20 protein-coding genes are annotated in these 23,934 nt (G+C 68.7%); 11 read left to right on the plus strand and 9 right to left on the minus strand.

Going from position 1 to position 23,934, the window contains the following annotated elements:
- Positions 1–22: 22 nt before the first annotated feature.
- Positions 23–5,236: an Ig-like domain repeat protein gene (locus ACLM5J_RS08460; RefSeq protein WP_413655844.1), complete on the plus strand. Its 5,214-nt coding sequence runs from the start codon at positions 23–25 to the stop codon at positions 5,234–5,236.
- A 51-nt stretch (positions 5,237–5,287) separates the two neighbouring features.
- Here ACLM5J_RS08460 and ACLM5J_RS08465 read toward each other — a convergent pair whose 3' ends face one another.
- The 7 genes from ACLM5J_RS08465 to ACLM5J_RS08495 all read right to left on the minus strand — a co-directional run bounded on the left by ACLM5J_RS08465 (position 5,288) and on the right by ACLM5J_RS08495 (position 13,211).
- Positions 5,288–6,076: a DUF1295 domain-containing protein gene (locus ACLM5J_RS08465; RefSeq protein WP_413655846.1), complete on the minus strand. Its 789-nt coding sequence runs from the start codon at positions 6,074–6,076 to the stop codon at positions 5,288–5,290.
- Positions 6,073–7,344 (minus strand): class I SAM-dependent methyltransferase, encoded by a 1,272-nt coding sequence (locus ACLM5J_RS08470; protein WP_413655847.1) that lies wholly within the window; start codon positions 7,342–7,344, stop codon positions 6,073–6,075. The genes ACLM5J_RS08465 and ACLM5J_RS08470 overlap by 4 nt, the downstream gene beginning before the upstream one ends.
- On the minus strand, positions 7,341–9,350 hold the full coding sequence (locus ACLM5J_RS08475) for an FAD-dependent oxidoreductase (RefSeq protein WP_413655848.1): 2,010 nt from the start codon (positions 9,348–9,350) through the stop codon (positions 7,341–7,343). Before ACLM5J_RS08475 ends, ACLM5J_RS08470 begins: the two co-directional genes overlap by 4 nt.
- Entirely contained in the window at positions 9,347–10,117 is a 771-nt protein-coding gene (locus tag ACLM5J_RS08480; RefSeq protein WP_413655850.1) for an anti-sigma factor domain-containing protein, read from the minus strand. Before ACLM5J_RS08480 ends, ACLM5J_RS08475 begins: the two co-directional genes overlap by 4 nt.
- Positions 10,114–10,710: an ECF RNA polymerase sigma factor SigK gene (gene sigK, locus ACLM5J_RS08485; protein ID WP_413655852.1), complete on the minus strand. Its 597-nt coding sequence runs from the start codon at positions 10,708–10,710 to the stop codon at positions 10,114–10,116. Before sigK ends, ACLM5J_RS08480 begins: the two co-directional genes overlap by 4 nt.
- Before the next feature lie 27 nt (positions 10,711–10,737).
- Positions 10,738–11,394, minus strand: a complete 657-nt coding sequence (locus tag ACLM5J_RS08490; RefSeq protein ID WP_413655854.1) for a fasciclin domain-containing protein — start codon at positions 11,392–11,394, stop codon at positions 10,738–10,740.
- 221 nt (positions 11,395–11,615) lie between these two features.
- On the minus strand, positions 11,616–13,211 hold the full coding sequence (locus ACLM5J_RS08495; RefSeq protein ID WP_413655855.1) for a molybdopterin-dependent oxidoreductase: 1,596 nt from the start codon (positions 13,209–13,211) through the stop codon (positions 11,616–11,618).
- Between the two features lie 94 nt (positions 13,212–13,305).
- Here ACLM5J_RS08495 and ACLM5J_RS08500 point away from each other — a divergent pair, with 94 nt between their 5' ends.
- The 3 genes from ACLM5J_RS08500 to ACLM5J_RS08510 all read left to right on the plus strand — a co-directional run bounded on the left by ACLM5J_RS08500 (position 13,306) and on the right by ACLM5J_RS08510 (position 16,604).
- Positions 13,306–14,499 (plus strand): GAF domain-containing protein, encoded by a 1,194-nt coding sequence (locus tag ACLM5J_RS08500; RefSeq protein ID WP_413655857.1) that lies wholly within the window; start codon positions 13,306–13,308, stop codon positions 14,497–14,499.
- A gap of 177 nt (positions 14,500–14,676) precedes the next feature.
- Positions 14,677–16,200 carry an aldehyde dehydrogenase family protein gene (locus tag ACLM5J_RS08505; protein ID WP_413655858.1) on the plus strand — a complete coding sequence of 508 codons (1,524 nt, stop codon included), beginning with the start codon at positions 14,677–14,679 and terminating at the stop codon, positions 16,198–16,200.
- Positions 16,200–16,604 (plus strand): DUF779 domain-containing protein, encoded by a 405-nt coding sequence (locus tag ACLM5J_RS08510; RefSeq protein ID WP_413655860.1) that lies wholly within the window; start codon positions 16,200–16,202, stop codon positions 16,602–16,604. Before ACLM5J_RS08505 ends, ACLM5J_RS08510 begins: the two co-directional genes overlap by 1 nt.
- 29 nt (positions 16,605–16,633) lie before the next feature.
- Here ACLM5J_RS08510 and ACLM5J_RS08515 read toward each other — a convergent pair whose 3' ends face one another.
- Positions 16,634–17,023 (minus strand): DUF3054 domain-containing protein, encoded by a 390-nt coding sequence (locus tag ACLM5J_RS08515; RefSeq protein WP_413655861.1) that lies wholly within the window; start codon positions 17,021–17,023, stop codon positions 16,634–16,636.
- 103 nt (positions 17,024–17,126) lie between these two features.
- Between ACLM5J_RS08515 and ACLM5J_RS08520 the strand changes: the two genes are divergently transcribed.
- From ACLM5J_RS08520 to ACLM5J_RS08540, 5 genes are all read left to right on the plus strand, one after another.
- A complete protein-coding gene (locus tag ACLM5J_RS08520; RefSeq protein ID WP_413655862.1) occupies positions 17,127–17,879 on the plus strand; it encodes an enoyl-CoA hydratase-related protein in 753 nt (250 codons plus the stop codon).
- 50 nt (positions 17,880–17,929) lie between these two features.
- A complete protein-coding gene (locus ACLM5J_RS08525; RefSeq protein ID WP_413655864.1) occupies positions 17,930–18,385 on the plus strand; it encodes a hypothetical protein in 456 nt (151 codons plus the stop codon).
- A 26-nt stretch (positions 18,386–18,411) separates the two neighbouring features.
- Entirely contained in the window at positions 18,412–19,017 is a 606-nt protein-coding gene (locus tag ACLM5J_RS08530) for a rhomboid family intramembrane serine protease (protein WP_413655866.1), read from the plus strand.
- 79 nt (positions 19,018–19,096) lie between these two features.
- Positions 19,097–21,292: a HelD family protein gene (locus tag ACLM5J_RS08535; protein WP_413655868.1), complete on the plus strand. Its 2,196-nt coding sequence runs from the start codon at positions 19,097–19,099 to the stop codon at positions 21,290–21,292.
- A gap of 241 nt (positions 21,293–21,533) precedes the next feature.
- Positions 21,534–22,148 (plus strand): hypothetical protein, encoded by a 615-nt coding sequence (locus ACLM5J_RS08540; RefSeq protein ID WP_413655869.1) that lies wholly within the window; start codon positions 21,534–21,536, stop codon positions 22,146–22,148.
- A gap of 90 nt (positions 22,149–22,238) precedes the next feature.
- Here ACLM5J_RS08540 and upp read toward each other — a convergent pair whose 3' ends face one another.
- Positions 22,239–22,880: a uracil phosphoribosyltransferase gene (gene upp, locus ACLM5J_RS08545; RefSeq protein WP_413655871.1), complete on the minus strand. Its 642-nt coding sequence runs from the start codon at positions 22,878–22,880 to the stop codon at positions 22,239–22,241.
- A gap of 88 nt (positions 22,881–22,968) precedes the next feature.
- Between upp and ACLM5J_RS08550 the strand changes: the two genes are divergently transcribed.
- Together ACLM5J_RS08550 and ACLM5J_RS08555 are read left to right on the plus strand one after the other, a co-directional pair.
- On the plus strand, positions 22,969–23,448 hold the full coding sequence (locus ACLM5J_RS08550) for a tRNA adenosine deaminase-associated protein (protein ID WP_413655872.1): 480 nt from the start codon (positions 22,969–22,971) through the stop codon (positions 23,446–23,448).
- Between the two features lie 23 nt (positions 23,449–23,471).
- Positions 23,472–23,903, plus strand: a complete 432-nt coding sequence (locus ACLM5J_RS08555; protein WP_413655974.1) for a nucleoside deaminase — start codon at positions 23,472–23,474, stop codon at positions 23,901–23,903.
- Positions 23,904–23,934 lie beyond the last annotated feature (31 nt).

The following is a 23,934-nucleotide window of genomic DNA, read 5'->3' on the forward strand; positions in this document are numbered from 1 at the left end:
CCCCGTTGAAAGTAGGAAGAAGATGTCGCACCGTCATTGGCGGCGACGACCGGTCAAGGTCGTCGCCACCTCGCTTGCCGTCTCAGCACTGACCGGAACACTCCTGGCGACCGTGGTGCCCGTTGCGCTGCCGTTCTGGGCGGATGCGGCCCAGGCTGCTCCCGCTGCGGTGAGCGCTCCGGAGGCAGGGGCCCCCACACTCAACCTGAAGGGCGGGGAGACGTTGGAGGGTGAGATCACCTTCAGCGCGGACCCTAGCGTCGAGGCCGACTCGGTGAAGTCGTTGGTGCTCAACGGTCCCGACGGCAACCCGGTCGGTACCTACACGATCGGGAACGGAGCCGAGGCGACGAAGGGCACCTCGTACCTCGACTTCGACATGGGCGGCAACGGCACCGATGCGGTCTTCGGCAACTACATCACCGTGAACGGGCACGGCGAGGACGAGAGCGAGAAGGACCAGCGGGTCTACTTCCCGACCATCCTGGGTGGCAACCACGGCACGCTCGCCTTCCCGACGAAGTGGCTGCGCGAGGGCGAGAACATCGTCAAGATCCACGCGGACGGTGCGCCGGCCTACTACGCGAAGAAGAGCGACCGGCCGAAGGTCCCGGACGCCAACTGGCACGTGAACCCCAACGGTGAAGGGGTCTGGTGCACGAACAAGGACGACTTCAACGTCTCCAGCCTCAGTGTCAGCACCTTGGGCGCGGTGGTGGACGGCGAGGGCAACAACTTCAGCTACACCCTCTCCGACGGGATCTGCGGTGACGGCGGCACCGGCATCGACACCGTCGAGTTGAGCTTCCTGGCCACCAGCGAACCGGGCCTCACCAAGGGGCTGGCGGCCAAGGTCGACACCCGGACCCTGGCCAACGGCGGGTACACCCTGATCGCCACCACCGAGGCGGGCCACACCAAGCAGGCCAGCTTCGAGATCAACAACGCTCCGGCCGGGGCGGCCCGGATCCGGCCCGCCGACGGCACGGTCGTGCACGGCGAGCAGCCGATCACCGCGGCCCTGCCGTCGGGCACCTCGGGAAGCGTCTCCTCGTTGACCATCGACGGCGACCCGGCCCGCAACGGGGAGACCTTGGCCCCCGGCACCACGAACTTCACCTTCACCGTCGCGGCGGGTAACTCGATCGAGGCGCGGTACCACAACTTCCTCGAGGTCAACGGTTCGCGGTTGAGCATCGGTGGTGACTACGGCGAGGCCGGTGACGAGCAGGTCTCCATCGACATCCCGAACCGGCTGCTGCGCCCCGGTGCCAATGAGATCAAGGTGATCACCGGCGACTACAGCGGCACCCTGTCCGGTGCTACCTGCGCCAACCGCGACGACTTCAAGATCTACACCGACTCGGTGTTGCTCACCCCGAGCACCGGTACCGCCGCAGCAGGCCCGGTCACCAGCAGCGGTGTGGTGAAGACCGGTACGGTCGCGGAGCGCCCCACCCTCAACCTCGGTGACGGGACCTGTGGGGCACCGGCCAGCAACATGGTCGACGCGATCTTCGCCTTCGACATCGCCGACGCCGAAACCACGCGGGTGGTGCCGACGGCAGCCAGCGGTGACGCCCACCTGCGGATGTGGGTCGGCGGCAACGGCAGCGACGCCGGCTACGACAACAAGATCATCGTCAACGGCATCACGATGCCGATGGACGAATGGGCCCAAGAGACCGCTGACATCGCGTTCCCCAATGAGTACCTGGTTCCCGGCGTCAACGTCGTCGAGTTCATCGCCGGCCACAACAACGGTGCCGCCAACGGATCGTGCGACAACTTCGACGACTTCACGATCCGCGACGTCGAACTTCAGCCGGCCGAGGGGGAGATCACCCCGCTGACCCGTTACACCGCCGGCAAGACGGTGACCATCGGCTCCAGCAGCTACGCCCAGGGCGAGCCGATCACCATGTGGTTCGGCGATGGCAGCTGCATGTCGAACCACAGCTACGCGCTGCACACCGAACTCCGGTTCAACCTGACCCAGCCGGACGGAGAGCCGATCGCGGCCTCAGGCGTACGAGCCGACCTGGACAGCACCGCGATCGCGGACGGCGCCCACACCGTTGCCGCCACCGTCACCGCGGACGGCGAGCAGAAGGTCGCCAGCCGCCGGTTCACGGTCGACAACACCGCGCCGGTGATCGACAGCAGCGTGCCCACCGCCGGCCAGCGGATCACCTCCACCGTCGTGTTGGCCGTACAGATGAAGGACGCCACCGGGGTCAGTTCGAGCAAGATCAAGCTCGATGGCCAGCCGATCGAGAACGGCACCGAGATCGGCCACGGCCTGCCGGCCGGTGACCACGTGATCGAGATCGCCACCACCGACTCGCTCGGCAACACCGCCAAGCGGACGGTGAACTTCTCCAGCGCGAGCATCCCCGAGGTCCCGACCGACCTCACCGCCAGCACCGAGGACGACACCGCCACCCTGACCAGCGTGATCCACGGTGAGGAGGGGGTCGACGTGACGGCGGAGTTCACCGAGGCGGAGATCGTGCTCCCCGAGGCCGGCTACCAGGGCAAGGCCTCTGCCGTGCCGACCCAGCTCGACGTGGCCGGTGACCCGGTCACCCGGGTGGAGTCCCTGCAGCCGTTCGACTCGCGGACCATCGAGACGCCGTCCGCCAAGGGCGTGGTCTTCCAGCGCTACGACGTTGCGGTTCCGTCGGGTGCCGAGGCTCCGGTGCTGCGCTGGGAAGGTGTCATCGACCCGGCCCGCACTGCCGCGCTCCGGGTCTGGAACCGCAACACCGACGAGTGGAACGTGCTGACCTCGACCCGCGGATCGGAGGCAGGCTCGACGGTGCTCAGCGCTCCGCTGCGAGCGGCCTACCTCGACGGCCAGACGGTTCACGTGATGGTCACCGGTGAGGACCCGTTCGCGGACGACCTGTCACCGCGCGACGCGTCGGCACAGGAGACCAAGGACGCGTTCGAGGACCCGGCCGACTACGACTTCGCGATCACCCACTTCACCGACACCCAGTACCTGGCCGAGGGCGCCGCCGGCGGCAGTTACGACGACTGGGACGGCGTTCCGGAAGACTCCGACGTCCAGGCTGCGGAGGAGACCGCGATCTGGCAGGCCGCCTACCGTGCCACCACGCAGTGGATCGCGGACAACGCCAAGGACCGCAAGATCGCCTACAACGCACACACCGGCGACGTCACCGAGAACGACTACCACAACCCGGATGCCGTTGACGGGCAGGGAAATCTGCTCCGACCCGGCCTGGCCGAGCAGGTCGAGCGCGAGTTCGAGGTGACTGCCAGCTTCCACGACATCCTGGAGAGCGCGGGCGTCGTCAACCAGGTGATCGCGGGCAACCACGACAACCAGCTCGGTAACGAGACCGGGCCCGACTCCCGGTTCAGCCGGACCTTCAGTGCCCAGCGTTACTACGACGCCGCGCAGAACTGGCCGGCCGGTGCCTCCTTCCACACCTGGGACGAGACCACCGACGCCGAGGGCAAGGTGACCGAGCGCGGGCGCGACAGCCAGAACAACTACGTGCTCTTCTCCGCCGGCGGGCTGGACTTCGTGGCGGTCGGCCTCTCCTACGGCGTGACCAAGGAGGAAGTGGCCTGGGCGGACTCGATCTTCAAGCGGTACAAGGACCGCAACGGAATCCTGCTCAGCCATGACTACATCAAGCCCTCGAGTGCTCCCGACGCTCGCGGCGCCACCTTCTCGGCGCCGGACGGTGCGTTCCTCTACAAGAACGTCGTGGAGAAGAACGCCAACGTCTTCCTGGTCCTGGCCGGCCACGAGCACGGTGTCGGTACCAACGTGCGGACCAACGTGGCAGGCGGTGTCAGCGTCTACCACAACGTGGTCGAGCTGCTTGCCGACTACCAGTTCTATACGGTTCCCGCGGGCGAGCTCTTCCCGGACAAGGTGGACGGCTCCGGCAACATCGATCTCAACGGCGATGGGACCGTCGACCACCTGGCGAGTGACCGGCTGCAGTTCGGCGCCAGCTTCCTGCGGATGCTTCAGTTCGACGTCGAGTCATCCACCGTCAGCGTGGACACCTACTCGCCGCACTTCGACGACTTCGGTGCGACCGAGTACGACATCCGTAAGGACGGCAGCCAGACGAAGCCGCGCTACAACGGCGCCGAGGACAACATGGTGCTGCCCGTCGACCTGAGCACGCGCAAGACCTCGTTCAGCACCGACTCGCTGGCGCTCTACGTGCCCACGCGGGAGATCGGGCGCCAGACGGTGAAGGCGGGCGAGACCGCGCAGGCAACCTGGACCGGCTTGGAGCCGGGCACCTCCTACGGTTGGCTGGTGCGGGCCACCACCGCTGACGGCGGCACCGCGACGGCTGCTCCGGCCGTGCTGCGGACCGGTCTGGTCGAGGCGACCGTGAGTGCTGCCCCCGGCACCGCGAAGTACGGCGCAGATGTCACCGTCCGGGTGGAGGTCGCTACCGAGGGCGTTCCGGTCAACGACGGCGAGGTCACCATCTCCGAGGCCGGCACGCTGCTGGGTCGGGCGAACGTGACGAACGGCGTCGCCGAGGTGACCGTCCCGGCTGGTCTCCAGCCTGGTCAGCACACCGTGGATCTCGCCTTCACCGGCAGCGAGGTGGCCAACGACGCCGTCGGCACCTCCACCCTCGAGATCGAGCGCGGTGGCGCGTTGATCACCGCGGACGCCACGGCGGTGACCCATGGCCAGAAGGCGTCGGTCTCGGTCCGGGTCGACGGTGCCGGCCTCACCACCGATGGTGAGGTCCGGGTCAGCGAGGGCCAGAAGTTGCTCGGCAAGGCCACCTTGGTCGACGACGTCGCGAAGGTCGCGCTGCCCGGCAACCTCACCGTCGGCCGGCATCGGTTGACGGTCGCGTACGCCGGCAACGACCAGCTCGACGCCGGCGAGACGACCGTCGAGCTCGTGGTCAACGCCGCCAAGCCGGTGACCTCGACGACCTCTGCCAAGGCGAGCCCGAAGAAGGTCAAGGCCAACCGGACCTTCAAGGTCTCGGTGGCGGTCAAGGCCAACGGCGTGAAGCCCGGTGGCAAGGTCCAGATCCTGCGCAACGGCAAGGTGGTCGCGCGCGGAACCCTGTCCAGCAACGGGAAGGTCACCGTGAAGGTCCGCGCCACCGGTAAGCCGGGCAAGCGCAGCTACCTGGTCAAGTACCTGGGCAGCGCCAAGGTGAAGGCCAGCTCGACGAGGATCAAGGTCAACGTCAAGCGACGCTGACCCGAGTAACGAGCAGCGGCCGCCGCCCGGACCGGGCGACGGCCGCTGTTGTCATGCTCGTTGTGGCGGACGGGGGATGAACATCGGGGTCCGGGCCGCGTAGGCATCCCAACCCGGGCGGTTCGCCATGTACCGTTCCAGCCGTTTCGCGCCGGTGGCGATGACCAGGAAGTAGGTCATCGCGATCGGGGAGAGCACCGTGAGCACCCCGGGCCAGGCCGACGCGGCGACGAGCCAGACACCCCACCAGACGCAGAAGTCGCCGAAGTAGTTGGGATGCCGGGTCCAGGCCCAGAGGCCGCGGTCCATGATCTTGCCGTGGTTGGCAGGGTTCGCCTTGAACGCGGCGAGCTGATGGTCCCCGACCGTCTCGAAGGTGAACCCGGTGACCCACAGGGCGACCCCGAGCGCGACGACGATCGCGGCCGGGCCGGAGATCTCGGTGTCGACCACGGCCGAGACCTGGAGGGGGATCGAGACGAACCAGAGCGCGAGCCCCTGGGTGCCGAAGACCTTGCGCACCGCCGTCGGATAGGAGAGCCCGGCGACCAGGTCGGCGTACCGCTTGTCCTCCTCGTCGGTCGCAGCGGTGCGCCGGAACATGTGCCAGGCCAGGCGTGATCCCGAGACGGCGACCAGCGCGGTGAGCAGGATCCGGCGGGCGAGGTCGCCGTCGCCGAGTACCCCGGCCACGATCGCCACCACCACGAAGCCCGCACCCCAGGCGGTGTCGACCACGACGAACCGGCCCTGTCGATGGCCGATGACCGCGGCGATGGTCATCACCACGGCGGTCGCCGCCAAGCAGGCGCCGGAGACGATCAGGAGTTCGCCGATCACTCGGCCTCCTTGGCGAAAGTCAGCTGGTGGACGTCGAGATAGCCGGCCTCGAACCCCGCCTCGGAGTAGGCCAGGTAGAACTCCCAGGTCCGACAGAAGACCTCGTCGAAGCCGAGCGCGTGGACCCGCGACGCCTTGGCGTTGAACCGCTCGCGCCAGCGGCGCAGGGTCTCGGCGTAGTGGGCGCCGAAGGCGAGATCCTCGACGCGGCGGAGCGAGGTGTGGCCGGTGACGGCTTCGTCGATCGCGGTGACCGAGGGCAGGAAGCCGCCCGGGAAGATGTACTTGTTGATCCAGGTCCAGGTGTTCTGGGTGGCCAGCATCCGGTCGTGAGGCATGGTGATCGCCTGGATCACCGCCCGCCCACCGGGCACCAGCAGCCGGTCGATGGTGGCGAAGTAGGTGGGCCAGTACTGGTGGCCTACCGCCTCGATCATCTCCACCGAGACCACGGCGTCGTAGCTGCCCTCGACCTCGCGGTAGTCGCACAGTTCGATCCGGACCGCGTCGCTGACGCCCGCTGCCTTCGCCATTGAGCGGGCGAGGTGTTGCTGCTCGGCGGAGAGGGTCACCGAGACCACCTCGGCGCCGCGCTGCGCTGCCCGGATCGCCAGTTCGCCCCAGCCGGTGCCGATCTCGAGCAACCGGGTGCCCTGCCCGACCCGAGCCTGGTTCAGGATCCGATCGATCTTGCGGTTCTGCGCCTGTTCCAACGTCTGCTGGTCGAACGGCGCGGTGGTGAAGAGCGCCGAGGAGTAGCTCATCGTCGGGTCCAGGAAGCTGGCGAAGAGGTCGTTCGACAGGTCGTAGTGGTGCGAGATGTTGGTGCGGGTATTGCCCACCTCGTTCCGCTGTTCCTGCGGCGGGCGCCTGACGTAGGCCGAGCGCAGCCGCTGCATCGGGCGGGGCACCAAGGTGGTCAGGTGCCGACACAGCGCGGTCAGCAGCGCGGCGACGTCGGGGGAGGTCCACGCGCCTGACTGCCAGGCTTCGCCGAAACCGATCAGGCCGTCGTTGCCGACCCGGGCGAAGAACTCCTCCGGGCGCTCCAGCACCAGCACCGGCGCGGGGCCGATCGGGTAGCTCTCACCGGCCTGCACCACCGTCACTCCGGCTCGCTTCGCCGCAGCGGAAAGTAGCCGCCTGACCACCGCGGCCTGGACGTCGGCGCGCAGCCCACGGGGATAGTTCGCGAGGTCGGGCCAGCGGCTCAGGTCGATCGACGGCGTCGTGGTCGGCAGTTGGTCGGTGAGGGCGAGGCTGGTCATTGCACTCCTCGTTGGCGTGAGTGTTCGGGACGACGTTGGACCGGGAGCCTGCGCAGCCAGAGCCAGATGCCGTGGGCACGGATCTGGGCGGCGCCGACGAGGGAGGCGACCGACGAACCGAGGAGGGTGCGCCGATCCGTCGGTATCGGGACGCCGGAGAGTGAGGCGGAGAAGGTGGCGCCGTCACGGGTGGTGAGCTGAACGCCCACGTCGAGGCGGTCGCCCGGTACCGGGAGGTGCAGTCGGTAGGAGCCGTGGCCGTCGTGGAAGGGCGACACGTACATCGCCTTCTCGGTGGCGGCGCTGCCGTGCTCGTCGGGGCGGACCAGATAGGCGTGCCGATCCCCGTAGGTGTTGTGTACTTCGACCACCACGGCCTCCAACGCGCCCCCTCGGGAGCCGAAGCACCAGAAGACACTGATCGGGTTGAAACAGAAGCCCCAGGCACGGGGCTGGGCAGCCATCAGTACCCGCCCACCGTCGAGATGAATCCCGCGGTGGGCCAGGAAGTTGTCGACGTTGCTGCGGATCGAGGCTTCGGTGTCCCCGAGATGGTCGCAGGCGCTGAAACGTCCCAACAACCCGTGGTCGGGGAGGTCGTCGAGGTCGACCAGCCAGTGGTGGGAGGCGTGGGTGAACTGCCGACGCCAGGGGCGCCGCCGGGTGTGCCTGACCTCGGTGCGGTAGATGCCGGTGGTGGTCTGGTCCGTTCCGGTGGTCGCTGCCGTCGGAGCGGGTGCCGCGAGGAGCGTGGTGATCCGGCGGGCCGCCTCGACGCCGGAACGGGCGCCGTCCTCGTGGAATCCCCAACCCTGCCAGGCTCCGGCGAAATGGATCCGGGCGGTGTCCAGCTCGTCCCGGCGGTCCCGGGCGGCGACCGAGTGCGGGGTGTAGGTGGGGTGCGCGTACTCCCGGCGGGCGATCACGTGGGCCGGATCGATCAGGTCCTCGCCGCCGAGGGTGACCAGGTAGTGGGTGTCGGTGGCGAGGCGCTGCAGCCGGGTCAGGTCGTAGGTCACGCAGACGCCCTGAGCGTCGCCGTCCTGAGGACGAGCGAGATAGTTCCACGACGCCCAGGCGTTGCCGGCCTTCGGCATCAGTGACGTGTCGGTGTGCAGGATCGCCGTGTTCGGCGTGTAGCCGATCGCACCCAGGATCTCGGACTGGGCCGGGGTGGGGTCGGCGAGGATCGCCAACGCCTGTTCGGGATGGGTGGCCACGACGACGGCGTCGTAGCGGCGCTCGTCGCCGTCGGCGTCCCGGATCAGGACGCCGTCAGCGCTTTCGCGTACCCACGTGACCGGGGTGGCCAGCCGGAGTTCGGAGACCTCCTTGGCGATCCGGTCCACGTACTCGCGCGAGCCCCCGGTGACCGTGCGCCACTGCGGCGAACCGAAGACCTGGAGCATGCCGTGGTGGGCCAGGAAGGTGAAGAGATAGCGGGCCGGGTAGTCCAGGGCGGTGCTTGGGTCGCAGGACCAGACCGCGGCCACCAACGGCGTCATGAAGTGGCGGCGGAAGTGCGCGCTGAAGCCCCCGGCGTCCAGGAACTCCTTCAGCGTCTGGTCATGTCCGGTGCTGCCCGCGTCCCGGGCGAGGAGCCGCTTGGCCGCACGGTGGAAGCGGGGGATCTCGGTGAGCGTGCGGAGGTGCCCGGCGTCACGCAGGGCAGCTTTGCCGGGGAAGAGGCCGCGCAGGCCCAAGGCGCCGGCCCACTCCACTCCGGACTCGTCGTCGCGCACCGAGAGCGACATCTCCGACGGCTGGGTCTCGACGCCGAGCTCCGCGAAGATCCGGAGCAGGTGCGGGTAGGTGCGCGCGTTGTGCACGATGAACCCGGTGTCGATCGCCAGACCGTCGACGTCGTGGGTGTCGGCGTGGCCGCCGAGCCGATCGTCGGCCTCGTAGAGGGTGACCCGGTGGTGGCGGCCCAACTCGTGGGCGGCCACCAGTCCGGCGACACCGCTGCCGATCACCGCGACGTCGCGGGACTGGGTCGTGCTCATGCGGAGCCGGCCAGATCGAAGAGTGCGATCGGTTCCGAGGTCGGTGCCGGCGAGCCACCAGCGGGCTCCACGGTGATCCCGGCCCCGGTCGCTGCCGAGGCGTCACCGTCGAGAAGCACGGTCTGGTCGGCACGGACCGGCATCAGACCCGCATCCTGCATGGAACCGGCCGGGGTCTCCAACCAGAGTTGGTAGACCTTGCCCTGCGGCGGAGCCGGCATGTCCTTGGTGACCAGGACGGCTCGGCCTTCGCTGACCGAGCGCACCAGAGTCGCCTGCGCTCCGTCGGGGAAGCTCAGCGAGACCCGCTGGGCGTCGTCGGCCTGCAGTACCTGGCTACTGGCGCTGGGGGCGATGCTCTCCTCGGCCCAGGGCTGGGTGACCGCGATCCCGGTACCCACCGCGGCCACCACCGCAGCGGCGGCGGCCCAGGTGGCGAACCGGCGGCCCGGACGACGACGCAGCGGCACCACAGGTGCCACGGTCTCGGACCTCGGAGTCTCCTGGGCTGCCGGGAGGACCGGCGGCTCGGAGGGCAGCGGCGGCAGCGGACGGACCGTGCCGATCGCCGACAGCACTGCGTCGCGCTGCCCGGCGGGCGGGGCCTCGTCGGTCAGCGCGCCCAGCAGGCTTGCGGTCTCGGTGAGCTCGGCGACCTCGGTACGGCAGCTCTCGCACTCGGCGAGGTGGGCCTCGAAGGCGGCGCGCTCGGCGTCGTCGAGGGCGTCGACGGCGTAGGCGCCGGTCAGGGCGTGGATGTCGTTCACTGGCCGACTCCCATCGTGTCGCGCAGGCGGATCAGCCCGTCTCGGATACGGGTCTTGGCGGTGCCGACCGGAAGGTCGAGCAGAGCAGCCACCTCGGTGTGGGTGTAGCCACCGAAGTAGGCGAGCTCGAGGGCCTGGCGCTGGATGTCGGTCAGGTCGTTGAGGGCGGCCCGAACCCGGCGGGCCTCGAGACCGTCATGGGCGGTCTCGGCGGTGATGTCGTGTTCCACCTCGAAGTTCCGCTGGTGGTAGGTGTGTTCGCGCTGGGAGGAGGCTTCCGCCGCCCGAACCCGGTCCACGGCCTTGCGGTGGCCGATGGTCATCAGCCAGGAGAGTGCCCGGCCGCGGGCCGGATCGAATCGGGCGGCGGTGCGCCAGATCTCCAGGAAGGCTTCCTGGGTCACTTCGTCGGCCTGAGCCGGGTCCCGCAGGACCCTGCGGACGAGTCCATGCAGCCGGGGTGCGGTGGCGTCGTAGAGCTCCGCGAAGGCTGCTTCGTCGCCCCTCGCCGAGCGGCGCAGCAACTCGACGAGGGGGTCGTGGGGTGTGGCGTCAGGTGGCGAAGCACCTTGCGCCGGTCCGATCTCAGGCACGTTCGATCCTTGGGGTCAGCGAAGAACTCAGGGCATCAGGACGGTGTCGATGACATAGACGGTCGCGTTGGCGGTCTGGATGTTGCCGCACAACACGTTCGCCTCCTCCTTGGCGACGGTGAACTTGTCGTTGGCGCCAGACACCTTGATGGTGTCACCTGCCAGCGTCTCGTGCTCGCCGGCGAGCATGTCGGGGCTCAACTTTCCGGCCACGACGTGGTGGGTGAGGATCGTGGTGAGGGTCTTCTTGTCGGCCAGCACGCCGTCGAGCGTCTTCTTGTCGATCTTGGCGAACGCGTCGTCGGTGGGCGCGAAGACGGTCAGCGCGTCGGCGCTGTTGAGGGTGTCGACCAGGCCGGCCTTCGTGACCGCGGTGACCAGCGTCTTGAGCAGCGGGTTCGCCGATGCGGCGGTGGCGACCGGAGCGGTGGCCATGCCGTTGAACGAGCCGGCGCCGTCCGCGGGGATCAGCTTGCAGCCTTCGCCGAACGGCTCGGTGCCGGTCATCGCGTCGTCGCTGCCGGTGCTACTTCCCATGTCGTCGGAGGCCGACATCGACGGGGTGTCGTTCGTGTCGTTCGCGTTGTTGTCGCCCGAGTCGTCGTCGCCACAGGCGGCGAGCGAGAGGCTCAGGGTTAGCACAGCGGCGGTCAGTGCGGCGGTGCGGTTGAGCGAGCGCTTCATGAGAGAGCCTTCCTTGAGGGATGTCGTAGGTGATTCGGAGCAGCTCGGCGATCGGATTGGTGCGGATTCCGATTGATTTCGCGGAGTTGTGTCGGTTCCGCCGGTCGAGCGACGTCTCCGGAGGTCGAGCTTGTCGAGACCGGTTGCGGTGATCTCGATGAGCTCGATCAGCGATGTCTCGGAGGTCGAGCTTGCCGAGACCACTTGCGCTGACGCACAGGTCAATCGACGTTGACCTGGATCTGCTGGATGCCGCTGGAACCGTTGGGGAACGGGTCGACGCGGACCGGCGTCTGTACCTCGCCCTGATCGGTCGTCGTACGGACCGCGACGCTGTGCGAGCCGCTCATCGCCTCCCAGGGCAGGTACCACTGCCGCCAGTAGTCGAGGTTGACGTCGCCGCCGAGGATCGCGGGCTGCCAGGGACCGTCGTCGATCTGGACCTCGACCCGGGCGACGCCCTGGCCCTGAGCCCAGGCGACGCCGCCGATCACCACGGTGCCGGCCTTCACCTTCGCGAACGGTCGCGGCGTGTCGATCCGGGCCGAGGCCTTGATCGGGCCGTCGATCGACCAGCCGCGCTCGGTCCAGTAGGCCTCGTCCGCGTCGTAGGTGGTGACCGTCAACCGGCGCAGCCACTTGGTGGCCCCTACGTACCCGTAGAGCCCGGGCACCACCAGCCGTGCCGGGAACCCGTGGTCGGCGGGGAGCGACTTGCCGTTCATGCCGATCGCCACCATCGCGTCGGGGTTCTTCAGCGCGATCTCCAGGGGTGTGCTGATCGTGAAACCGTCGGTCGCCGTGCTGAGCAGTTGGTCGTTCCCGGGCTTGACCCCGGCGCGGTCCAGCAGCTCCTTCAACGACACGCCCAGCCATCGGGCGGCGCCGACGTACTTGCCGCCGACCTCGTTGGAGACACAGGTCAGGGTGATGTCGCGTTCGATCAGCTCCATCGCGAGCAGGTCGTCGAAGGTGAGCCGGAACGGGTTCTCCACGTCGCCGTCGATGCGCAGATCCCAGTCGTCGAGTGAGACCACCGGGACGGTCAGATTGATGTCGACGCGGTAGAACTCGCCGCGCGGCGTGCGGAGCGCGGAGATCTCGGAGTTCAGGTTCGCCAGGTCGGCCGGCAGCGGCGGTGCGGGAACCGCCGGCCGGGGCAGCGCCACCTCGGTGACGCGACTCCGGATCCGGCTCAGCCAACGGCCGCCGGCGGCGGTGGCTCCGGACGCCGCGGCGATCACCGCGCCGGCAATCAGCACGGTGCGCCGCTGGGCTCGGGGCAGAGCGGGCGTGCGTGCGGTCCCGTTCTGCTCGGTCGGAGTCTCCAGGGACTCGGTCGTCGGAGAGGAGGTCGCCGGGGCGCCGGCCGAGACCCGGGTCAGCCGCGCGAGGTAGATCAGGACGGCCGAGCCGACCACAGCAGCGGTCAACGCCGGCAGCAGATCGCGGGGCGTGGCGACCGGCCGCGACCAGGCCGCCGCGCCGGCGACCGCAGCCAACACCAGCACGAAGGCGATCCCGATCTCGAGCCGTCGGCGAGCCGCGATGCCGGCCAGCGCCGCCAGAATCAGTACGCCGGCGAAGACCGACCCGATCAGGATCGGCTTGTCGGAGGTTCCGAACTCGCGGATCGCCCAGGTCTTCACCGGAGTCGGGGTCAGGTCGATGACGTTGGAGCCGACGGCCAGGACCGGAGAGGCGGCGGGATTGGTGGCGGCAGCGATGAGGTGGGCAGCAGCGATTCCGGCCACGCTGGCGAGGAGGCCGAAGCCGGCCCAGAGCCAGCGTCCGCCGGTAGATGTGGACGCGTCCATAGTGGGTGATTCGTAGCCGGGGCCGCGGACGGATGGGTGCCGTCGGCAGATATTCGCTCTGGTGCGGACGGTGTTCCTCGGGTTGACTGGCCGGATGGGCAACCAAGAGATGCGCGCCCAGGTCGCCGACTCGTGGCAGAGGTCGGCCGCTGCCGGTGTGCGCGTCGACGATCCCGAAGCGCCGATCACCCTCGACGCCGATGTGCTGCGTGACCACCGTGCGGCGCACCCGCTGGCTGCCGTTTTCCCGCTGCTCGACGATGTGCTCGGCCAGGCGGCGCGGGACTGTGACGCGGTGATGGCGGTCTCGGACGCCGCCGCTCAGCTGTTGTGGGTCTGCGGGCACCCGAGCGCCCTGCGCAAGGCCGAGCGGATCGGTTTCGTGGAGGGTGCGAACTGGGATGAGCGGTTCGCCGGGACCAACGCGCCGGGCACCGCGCTCACCCTGGACCAGCCGGTCAGCATCATCGGCTCCGAGCACTTCCGGCATTCGGTCCAGCGGTGGAGTTGCGCCGCCTCGCCGATCCACGACCCGCATACCGGCGAGCTGCTCGGGGTCCTCGACATCACCGGTGGCGACCAGATCGTGGTGCCGCAGACGATGGCGATGGTGCGCGCCGCCGTCCGGATGGCGGAGACCGAGTTGGCCTACAACCGGCGCAGCGAGCCGGTCCGCGACGCCGTCCCGAGGCGGGCGCTACGGGTGGAGGCGATGGGCCGCCACGAGGCGCTGCTGCACCTGGAGGACCCGTCCGGGCGCTCGGCGTCGCTGAGGTTGAGCCCGCGGCACAGCGAGATCGTGCTGCTCCTGGCCGCCGCGCCGCGCGGGATGTCCGGCGATGAGTTGAACGCACTGCTCTACGAGGAGGACAGCAACGCCTCCACGTTGCGCGCCGAGCTCAAACGACTGCGCAATCTGCTGGGCGAGGAGTTGCTGGCCTCACGGCCGTACCGGCTCACCGCCGAGGTAGCTGGCGACTGGCTGGGGGTGGAGGCACAGTTGGCCGCCGGTGACGTCGTCGGCGCCATGCGGAGCTACCGCGGCCCGGTGCTGCCCCGCTCGGTGGCGCCCGGTGTGGTCCGGCTGCGCGCAGCCGTGGAGACCAGCGTCCGCAGCGCCGTCCTGCACGGCGGCCGCGCCGACCTGATGTCGGCTTGGACCCGCTCCTCGTGGGGCGCCGACGACTACGAGATGTGGCTCGCCCAACGCGACGCCGTCGGGGTCAGCTCGCCCCTGCTCCCGCTGATCACCGGCCAACTCGCCCGCCTCGACCGCGAACTCACCTAACCCCCGAGGGTGCAGAAATAGCCGCCGAAAGCGCACTCTCGATTGCTATTTGTGCGCCCTCGGCGGGGTGGGGAGTGGATGCAACGGGGATGCAACGTTGCGGTTCCTAGCGTGTGAGGCACGTCACTGCCGACGCCGATCTGGGCGCTCGGCGCCACCCACGTTGGGAGATCGAGCATGACCGTCTACGCAGCGCCTGGCACCGCGGACTCGAACATCAAGGTCGAGAGCCGTTACGGCCACTTCATCGGGGGCCAGTGGGTCGACCCGGTGAAGGGCCAGTACTTCGAGAACGTCTCGCCGGTCAACGGTAAGCCGTTCACCGAGATCGCTCGCGGCACCGCCGAGGACATCGAAGCGGCGCTGGACGCCGCCCACGCGGCAGCCGACGCCTGGGGCCGGACCTCGACCACCGAGCGATCCAACATCCTGCTCAAGATCGCCGACCGGATGGAGGCGAACCTCGCCGACCTCGCGGTGATCGAGACCTGGGACAACGGCAAGGCGGTCCGCGAAACCCTCAACGCCGACCTTCCGCTGGCGATCGACCACTTCCGGTACTTCGCCGGTGCGCTCCGCGCCCAGGAGGGCGGGATCAGCGAGATCGACGAGACCACCATCGCCTACCACTTCCACGAGCCGCTCGGCGTCGTCGGTCAGATCATCCCGTGGAACTTCCCCATCCTGATGGCCGTCTGGAAGCTCGCCCCGGCATTGGCGGCAGGCAACTGTGTCGTGCTCAAGCCGGCCGAGCAGACTCCGTGGTCGATCCTCAAGCTCGCCGAGATCGTCGGCGACCTGCTCCCTGCTGGCGTGCTCAACATCGTCAACGGTTTCGGCGTCGAGGCGGGCAAGCCCCTGGCCTCCAACCCGCGGATCTCCAAGATCGCCTTCACCGGCGAGACCACCACCGGCCGGCTGATCATGCAGTACGCCTCGGAGAACATCATTCCGGTCACCCTGGAGCTCGGTGGCAAGTCGCCGAACATCTTCTTCGACACCATCGCCAACGAGCGGGACGCCTTCTACGACAAGGCTCTCGAAGGTTTCACGATGTTCGCGCTGAACCAGGGTGAGGTGTGCACCTGCCCGTCGCGTGCTCTTGTGCAGCGCTCCATGTACGACCAGTTCATCCCCGACGCGATCGAGCGGGTCAAGGCGATCAAGCAGGGCAACCCGCTCGACGACACCACGATGATGGGCGCCCAGGCCTCCAACGACCAGTTGGAGAAGATCCTCTCCTACCTCGACATCGGCAAGCAGGAAGGCGCCAAGGTGCTGACCGGGGGCGAGCGGCTGGTCCTCGACGGCGACCTGGCCGAGGGCTTCTATGTCCAGCCCACCGTCTTCGAGGGCAACAACTCGATGCGGATCTTCCAGGAGGAGATCTTCGGTCCGGTGGTCTCGCTGACCTCCTTCGACGACGAGGCCGACGCGCTCAAGATCGCCAACGACACCCTGTACGGGCTCGGCGCAGGCGTTTGGACGCGGGACGGTTCGCAGGCGTTCCGGGCGGGCAAGGCGATCCAGGCCGGCCGGGTCTGGACCAACTGCTACCACGCCTATCCCGCGCACGCGGCGTTCGGCGGTTACAAGCAGTCCGGCATCGGACGTGAGAACCACAAGATGATGCTCGACCACTACCAGCAGACCAAGAACCTGCTGGTCTCCTACAGCCCGGACAAGCTCGGGTTCTTCTGATGCCCACGCCCGCAACGCCGCAAGTGGGCTCGACGGGCGTCGAGCGGGTGGCTGTGACGGATCAGGCGGCGGAAATGATCCGCCGCCTGGTCGAGACGCACGGCCCGGTGATGTTCCATCAGTCCGGCGGTTGCTGCGATGGCAGTTCGCCGATGTGTTACCCGGACGGTGAGTTCAAGACCGGTGCTGCCGACGTCCTTCTCGGTGAGCTCGACGTCGGGCTGGAACGGCAGGTTCCGGTCTGGATGTCGGCCGCGCAGTTCGAGTATTGGAAGCACACCCACCTCACCATCGACGTGGTGAAGGGGCGCGGTGCGGGCTTCTCGCTGGAGGCACCCGAGGGCGTGCGGTTCCTGATCCGGTCACGGCTCTTCAGCGACGAGGAGGCAGCGCAACTCGGCTGACTCCTCTGCGGGTGCGCTGCCGCGGCGTCTCACTCCTCGCCGCGGCGGCGCATCCATCCGAGCAGGATGACGCGCCAGCCGATCAGGAAGAATCCTGTGAAGCAGGTCGTCACCACGATGAAGGAGAACGCGGTGCCGTCGCCGGTGACCTGACGAAGCAGCATGCCGCCCACGACGGTGGATGCCCAGACGATGACGCCGGCCCGGAGGGTGATCGGTTCGCGGTGCAGGGCGGCCGCGATGAGGTGACCGATCGCGGCGCCGGCGAGGAACGGCCAGGCCGTGTCGAGCAGGCCGGTCAACGGTCCGCTGTCGTGCTCGTCGCGCCCGACCCCGGCGAAGAACAGCAGCACGAACGCGTCGAGCAGGTAGACGACAGGGTCAACGATCCGGCGTCGGGCAGTGGATTCGGCACTCACCAGGCCATTCTCCCCCCGTGGCTGCTGCGGACGTCATACGGCCCGAGCGCCCGCTTGCACACATCGCATGACGTCTTGGGCGAGCGCTGGCAGGATGGCGCCCATGACTGAGGCTCCGCTCGTCCATCTCCACTCCGTCGACGCCGTCGCGACGATCACCTTCGACTCGCCGCACAACCGCAACGCTCTCTCGCGGCAGTTGGTGAGCGAGCTCTACAGTGCGCTGGACGCCGCCGAGGCCGACGCCGCGGTCCGGGTGATCGTGATCCGGGCCGAGGGCCGCGTCTTCTGCTCCGGCGCCGACCTCTCCGAGGCGTCGTCCGGCGGGATGGAGGAAGGAGCGCTCGGCATCGTCGACCTGCAGCGCAGGATCGTCACCTGCCCGAAGCCGGTGGTCACCCGGCTGCACGGCGCGGTGCGGGCGGGAGGGATCGGCATCGTGGCCGCTTCGGACGTCGCGATCAGCGCGGACGACGCCTCCTACGCCTTCACCGAGGTCAAGCTGGGCCTTACCCCGGCCGCGATCTCGCTGACGGTCCTGCCCCGGATGACCGACCGCGCCGCAGCGCTCACCTTCCTGACCGGCGAGACCTTCAACGGCACGGCAGCCGCCGAGATGGGCCTGGTCACCAAGGCGGTTCCGGAGGCGGAGTTGGACGCCGAGATCGACGCCGTCTGCGCGGCGCTGGCCACCGGTGCGCCCCAAGGGCTGCGCGAGACGAAGCTGCTGTTGGGGCGTCACCTGTTGCGCAACATCGACGAGAACGGCGCGGATCTGGCCAAGCTGTCGGCGCGGCTCTTCGGCTCCGATGAGGCCCGCGAGGCGATGACGGCGTTCTTGAGCAGGAAGAAGTAGGTCCCGCGTTGCGTGCGATGACGAGGAACCCGTTGCGTGCCAACGGGCGGATGACTGCTGCGCTCCTGCTTCCGGCCGCCCTGCTGCTCGGTTGCGGCGGCGAGGACGGCGGCGGCCAGAAGGCCGAGAGCAGCCCGAAGGCCACGATGGCGGCGTACTTCGACGCCCTCGCCGACGCCGACTATGCGTTGGCCTGCAAGCAACTCACCGATGAGTACCGCGCGGGCACCATCGAGGAGTGGAACTCCTTGATGGATGAGAAGACCACCACCTGCGAGGAGACGTTGGCCGCCAGCGTCGACATGGTGAAGGCGTTCAGCGACGCGGAGGACGGCAAGGCGCTGTGGCGCTATGAAGGCCTCAACGCGGTGGTCGACGGCGACTCCGCGATGGCGACCGTGCAGCTCACCGCTTTCCAGGACGAGGACAGTACCTACTTCTTGCAGAAGGTGGACGGCGCGTGGCTGGTCTCGGGGGACGACGACGGGTCTGAGTCGGCCGAGTGATGGATTCGCGCACGTAGGCTGAGTGCATGTCGTTCCCCGAGCCGAGTGCCGCGCCTGAAGAGAGCTCGCGGTGGGCCGACGCCGCAACGGTGATCGGCACCTTCGTCGGTGTGCTCTGGCTGCTGGAGGTCGTCGACCAGATCGTCAACAACCGGCTCGACGGCCTCGGCATCGAGCCGCGCGAAGCCGATGGTCTCTGGGGCATCCTCTTCGCGCCGCTGCTGCACAGCGGATGGGGCCATCTGGCCGCCAACACCCTGCCGCTGTTGGTGTTGGGATTCCTGATCCTGCTCTCCGGCATCACCGTCTGGGCACGGTCGACGGCGATCATCTGGATCGTCGGCGGCGTCGGGACCTGGCTCACCGGCGGGGCCCATACGTTGCACCTGGGTGCCTCGGTCCTGGTCTTCGGCTGGCTGGTCTTCCTGGTGCTGCGCGGCTTCCTGAACCGGAAGGTCGGCCAGATCCTGGTCGGCCTGGTCGTGATCGCGGTCTACGGCAGCCTGCTCTGGGGTGTCCTGCCCGGCACGCCCGGAGTCTCTTGGCAGGGGCACCTCTTCGGGGCGATCGGTGGCGGGTTGGCCGCCTTCTGGATGGCCGAGCGTGACGACCGGTTGCCGACCCGGGTCTGAATCGCGAGCGTTGGCGCGCACCGGTGGGTGGCGATCGGTAATGTTGACTCTTCCTGCCACCTGGAGATGAGGACCTGCAGTGCCCGAGGTCGAGCCCAACGCCACCACCGATGCCGACGCCGTAGCGCAGCGTGAGATCGCTGCCGAGCAGAGCTTCGTGGACCGCGTCTATACCCAACTCGACTCCTCCACCCGCAACGCCCGCGAGCTCGCCCGGGAGGGCCACGAGCGGGGCCAGCTCGGTCACGAAGGTGGACTGGTGGAGCGGGACGCGATGGTCTTCCAGGCCGCGAAGCGGATCGCCCAGCTCGACGCCGCCCACGAGGGTCTGGTCTTCGGCCGCCTCGACCTGCGCAGTGACGTCGACCCCGAGCCGCGCTACATCGGCCGGATCGGTCTGCGCGACGACAACCGGGACTCGCTGCTGATCGACTGGCGCGCCCCGGCCGCCGCGGTCTTCTACCAAGCCACCGCCGCGACGCCGCACAACGTGGTCCGGCGCCGGGTGCTTCGGGCCGCGGCCCGCACCGTGATCGGCGTCGAGGACGAACTGCTCGACCCCGAGGCCGACAACGCCGGCGATCTGCCGATCGTCGGCGAGGGTGCCTTGATGGCCCAGCTCTCCCGGGCTCGGGACCGGTCGATGCACTCGATCGTGGCCACCATCCAGGCCGAACAGGACCAGGCGATCCGAGCCCCTTCGCGTGGGGTGGTCAACATCTCCGGTGGTCCCGGTACCGGCAAGACGGTGGTGGCGCTGCACCGCGCCGCCTACCTGCTCTACACCGACCGCCGACGCTACGAGAGCGGCGGCGTGTTGATCGTCGGTCCCTCCGGCGTCTTCATGCGTTACATCGAGCGGGTCCTGCCCAGCCTCGGCGAGACCGCGGTGGCGTTGCGTTCGCTCGGCGAGGTGGTGGACGGCGTCCGCGCGACCCGGCACGACGAGCCGCGGGTGGCCGACGTCAAGGGTGCTGCTCGGATGGCGGAGGTGGTCCGTCGGGCTGCGCGCCAGGCCGTCCCCGGTGCGCCGCGCGAGTTCCAGATGTTCTACCGCGACGACGTGCTTCGCCTCGACCGGCAGTTGCTCGGTCGGTTGCGTCGCCAGTTGCTCTCGCAGGGCAAGCGGAACAAGCAGATCCCGCGGGTGGCCTCGACCCTGATCGATGCGCTCTGGCGCCAGGTGCGCAGCGAGCGTGGTCGTGAGCGGGGCAAGGAGGAGTTCACCGCGGACCTGCTCGGCGACGACACCTTCGTGGAGTTCGCGCTGCGTTGGTGGCCGCCGCTGGAGGCGAACCAGGTGATGGCGTGGCTGCGGGACGCCGACTTCCTGGCGCGGGTCGGCGACGGCGTCATCGACCAGCAGGAGCAGGCGCTGCTGCACAAGAGCTGGGAGCACGACGGTCTCTCGATCGAGGACATCCCGCTGCTCGACGAGGCGCGTTACGCGCTGGGCGATCTGCCGGAGAAGAACGCGGCCGAGGGCGACGAGTACTCCGACCATGTGGGTGGCAACATCCAGGAGCTGACCACGGCCTCCGACCGTGAGTTCGCCAGCGGTCCGGGCTGGCGTCCGCCGACCAACCGGATCGAGGACGACCCGTTCGCGCACGTCCTGATCGACGAGGCCCAGGATCTCACCCCGATGCAGTGGCGGATGGTCGGCCGGCGTGGTCGGACGGCGTCATGGACGATCGTCGGCGACCCTGCTCAGTCGTCGTGGCCGGTCGCCGAGGAGGCGGAGGCTGCGAAGGCGAAAGCCTTGGCAGGCAAGGAGATCCACGCCTTCCACCTCTCCACGAACTACCGCAACTCTTCGGAGATCTACGCCTACGCGGCCGCCTACGCCCAGCGGGTCGGGTTGGACGCGGACCTGCCGACGGCGGTCCGTTCCACGGGCGTCGAGCCGGTGGTGCAGAGCTCCGTCCCCGACATCGAGGCGGCGGTCCGCGCCGAGGTCCAGCGTCTGGCCGGTGAGGTCGGCGGGACCGTCGGCATCGTGGTGCCGGTGTCGCGCCGCGCCGAGGTGAACGGATGGTTGGCCTCGTGGCCGGAGTTCGCCGATGAGGCGCGGGGTGCCGCGAACCCTGGCGATGTGCCGAGCGGTGACGACCGGATCGTGGTGTTGACCGGTCTCGACACCAAGGGCCTGGAGTTCGACGGCATCGTCGTCGTCGGGCCGCAGGAGATCGAGGACGAGTCGCTGACCGGCCGGGCCACGCTCTATGTGGTGCTGACCCGCGCTACTCAACTGCTGTCCCTCATCTCAATGTGACCTCAGCGCGCACTTTCGACACGAATTTGCGCGCCTAGGTCACATTGAGCGGGGAACTCCGCCGCCCCCGCCGAACTGGGGTGCGCCTCCGCCGCCCCCGCCCGGTCCGCCCGGTTGGGGTCCGCCCCCGCCGCCCGGATGGGGTCAACCGCCCCACGGCGGACCGCCGGGCCCGGCGAGCTACAACGCGACGGACGCGATCAAGTACGGGTGGAAGGCGTTCACCACCTACACCGGACCGTTGATCGTCGCGGGCATCTTGGCGCTGGTGCTTCCGAGCATCGTCCAGGGGGTCGGAAGCGCGATCAGCGGTGGCTCGCTCTTCGAGGCCAGCGGCACCGCGGGTGGCGGGACGTTCAACTTCGACTTCAACCCGATGGCGCTGGTCTGGAACATCGTCGCCACGGTGCTGACGATGATCCTGTCGGCGGGGGCGATCCGGATGGCGTTCGACGTCGTCGAGGGTCGCCAGCCGTCGCTGTCGACGATGTTCGACCGGATCAACTTCGGGCAGCTGATCATCGCCTCGCTGGTGCTGGGTGCGCTGACCGCGGTCGGTCTGATGCTCTGCGTGCTGCCCGGGTTGGCGGTGATGTTCCTGAGCTACTTCACGACGTACTTCATCGTCGGCAAGGACCAGGACGCGATCACCGCGATCAAGTCGAGCTTCTCGCTGACGGCGTCGAACTTCGGTGCGGTGCTGCTCTTCGCGGTCCTCGCCGTCTGCGTGGCCTTCGTCGGACTGCTCGCCTGCTGCATCGGCATCGTGGTGGTCTACCCCATCACCGTGGTCGGGACGGCCTACACGTTCCGGGTGCTGCAGTCTGAGCCCGTCGCTCCGCTCGCCGGCTCCTAACAAATCGCCGAGGGCGCACAAATAGCATTCGAGGTCGCAACCTCGTCTGCCATTTGTGCGCCCTCGGGGGTTATCTGTGCGCTCTCGGGGTTAGTGGGCGACGCCGTACAGGCGGTCACCGGCGTCACCGAGACCGGGCACGATGTAGCCGAGCTCGTTCAGCTTCTCGTCGAGTGCGGCGGTGACGATGGTGACCGGGACGTCGATGTCGGCCAGCTCCTCCTCGAGGCGGGCCACGCCTTCGGGAGCGACCAGTAGGCAGATCGCGGTGATGTGGTCGGCGCCGCGGTCGACCAGGAACCGGATCGCGGCGGCCAGGGTGCCGCCGGTGGCCAGCATCGGGTCCAGCACATAGCACTGGCGGCCCGAGAGGTCGTCGGGCAGACGCTCGGCGTAGGTGGAGGCCTCGAGGGTCTCCTCGTTGCGGATCATCCCGAGGAAGCCCACCTCGGCCGTCGGCAGCAGCCGGACCATGCCGTCGAGCATGCCCAGACCGGCACGCAGGATCGGGACGACGAGCGGTTTGGGCGAGGCCAGCTTGATACCGCTGGTCGGGGAGACCGGGGTCTCGATCGAGACGGGCTCGACCCGGACATCGCGGGTGGCTTCGTAGGCCAGCAGCGTGACCAGCTCGTCGGTCAGACGGCGGAAGGTCGGGCTGTCGGTGGTCTTGTCGCGGAGCGTGGTGAGCTTGTGGGCCACCAGCGGGTGGTCAACGACGTGGGTGCGCATGCCTAAGAACCTAGCCCAGGAAGGGGTTGGAACTGCCACCAACCTCTGTCAGTCTGGTCCGGAGGTCCACATGGGTCCAGGAGGCGTGATGGTTGGCTTGACCAGTGTCGAGTTCGCGCTGGCCGCATTCCACCGCGACGGCGAGTGGCAGGTGGAGCCGCTCAGCGAGTCCGCTCTGGTCGACATCGAGCACCTCGCTGCCGGGCTGCACCGTTTCCCCGCGGACGGCGGCGCCCTGGCCCTGATCGGCCTCGACGAGGACGCCTTCCTCGTGGTCCGGACCTCCGCCGCACAGACCAGACTGCTGCTCTCCGACATCACCACCGTCGACGAGTGGGAGCTCGCCCGGACGGCGGTGGAACTGCTCGGACTGCCGTTCCCCGAGGATGACGACGAGGCAGCCCCGGCGGGCGACCTGACCTTGCTGAGCGACCTGGGTATCGACGCCAACACGCTGGCGCCCCTACTGGACGACGATCGGTATGCCGACGAGATCCTCTCCGAGGTGGCGGCCCTGCTGGGCTTCGGTGCAGCCTTCGACGACGCCGTCGGGTTGACTAGCCCCTGATGAGCAGAGAGTACGACGAGGCGATGCGGCTTGCCCTCGCCCAGGGTGAGGTGGCTCGAGCGACCGGGGACGTGCCGATCGGGGCAGTGGTCCTGGACGCCGACGGCGTGGTGATCGGCCGGGGACGCAACACCCGGGAGGCTGAGGCCGACCCGACCGGTCACGCCGAGGTGGTCGCGCTCCGCGAAGCCGCCCGGGCGCGTGGCGAGTGGCGGCTCTCTGGCTGCACGCTGGTGGTCACCCTGGAGCCGTGCACGATGTGCGCCGGCGCGATCGTGCTCTCCCGGGTGGACCGGCTGGTCTTCGGCGCGTTCGACGAGAAGGCAGGTGCCGTCGGTTCGTTGTGGGACGTCGTCCGCGATCGACGGCTGAACCATCGCCCCGAGGTGATCAGCGGCGTGCTGGAGGCCGAGGCCAGCGCGATGCTCCTGGACTTCTTCGCCACCCAACGCTGATCGCCCCGGTTGAGCGGAGGCCGGATTTCAA

Source organism: Nocardioides sp. Bht2 (assembly GCF_047308515.1).
Classification (GTDB): domain Bacteria; phylum Actinomycetota; class Actinomycetes; order Propionibacteriales; family Nocardioidaceae; genus Nocardioides.

What these genes read in the sequence shown, in the direction of transcription:
- ACLM5J_RS08460 (WP_413655844.1), top strand. Translation starts at nt 23, where the DNA reads ATGTCGCACCGTCATTGGCGGCGACGACCGGTCAAGGTCGTCGCCACC.
- ACLM5J_RS08470 (WP_413655847.1), bottom strand. Translation starts at nt 7,344, where the DNA reads ATGACCAGCCTCGCCCTCACCGACCAACTGCCGACCACGACGCCGTCG.
- ACLM5J_RS08475 (WP_413655848.1), bottom strand. Translation starts at nt 9,350, where the DNA reads ATGAGCACGACCCAGTCCCGCGACGTCGCGGTGATCGGCAGCGGTGTC.
- ACLM5J_RS08490 (WP_413655854.1), bottom strand. Translation starts at nt 11,394, where the DNA reads ATGAAGCGCTCGCTCAACCGCACCGCCGCACTGACCGCCGCTGTGCTA.
- ACLM5J_RS08495 (WP_413655855.1), bottom strand. Translation starts at nt 13,211, where the DNA reads ATGGACGCGTCCACATCTACCGGCGGACGCTGGCTCTGGGCCGGCTTC.
- ACLM5J_RS08500 (WP_413655857.1), top strand. Translation starts at nt 13,306, where the DNA reads ATGGGCAACCAAGAGATGCGCGCCCAGGTCGCCGACTCGTGGCAGAGG.
- ACLM5J_RS08505 (WP_413655858.1), top strand. Translation starts at nt 14,677, where the DNA reads ATGACCGTCTACGCAGCGCCTGGCACCGCGGACTCGAACATCAAGGTC.
- ACLM5J_RS08510 (WP_413655860.1), top strand. Translation starts at nt 16,200, where the DNA reads ATGCCCACGCCCGCAACGCCGCAAGTGGGCTCGACGGGCGTCGAGCGG.
- ACLM5J_RS08520 (WP_413655862.1), top strand. Translation starts at nt 17,127, where the DNA reads ATGACTGAGGCTCCGCTCGTCCATCTCCACTCCGTCGACGCCGTCGCG.
- ACLM5J_RS08525 (WP_413655864.1), top strand. Translation starts at nt 17,930, where the DNA reads ATGACTGCTGCGCTCCTGCTTCCGGCCGCCCTGCTGCTCGGTTGCGGC.
- ACLM5J_RS08530 (WP_413655866.1), top strand. Translation starts at nt 18,412, where the DNA reads ATGTCGTTCCCCGAGCCGAGTGCCGCGCCTGAAGAGAGCTCGCGGTGG.
- upp (WP_413655871.1), bottom strand. Translation starts at nt 22,880, where the DNA reads ATGCGCACCCACGTCGTTGACCACCCGCTGGTGGCCCACAAGCTCACC.
- ACLM5J_RS08550 (WP_413655872.1), top strand. Translation starts at nt 22,969, where the DNA reads ATGGTTGGCTTGACCAGTGTCGAGTTCGCGCTGGCCGCATTCCACCGC.
- ACLM5J_RS08555 (WP_413655974.1), top strand. Translation starts at nt 23,472, where the DNA reads ATGCGGCTTGCCCTCGCCCAGGGTGAGGTGGCTCGAGCGACCGGGGAC.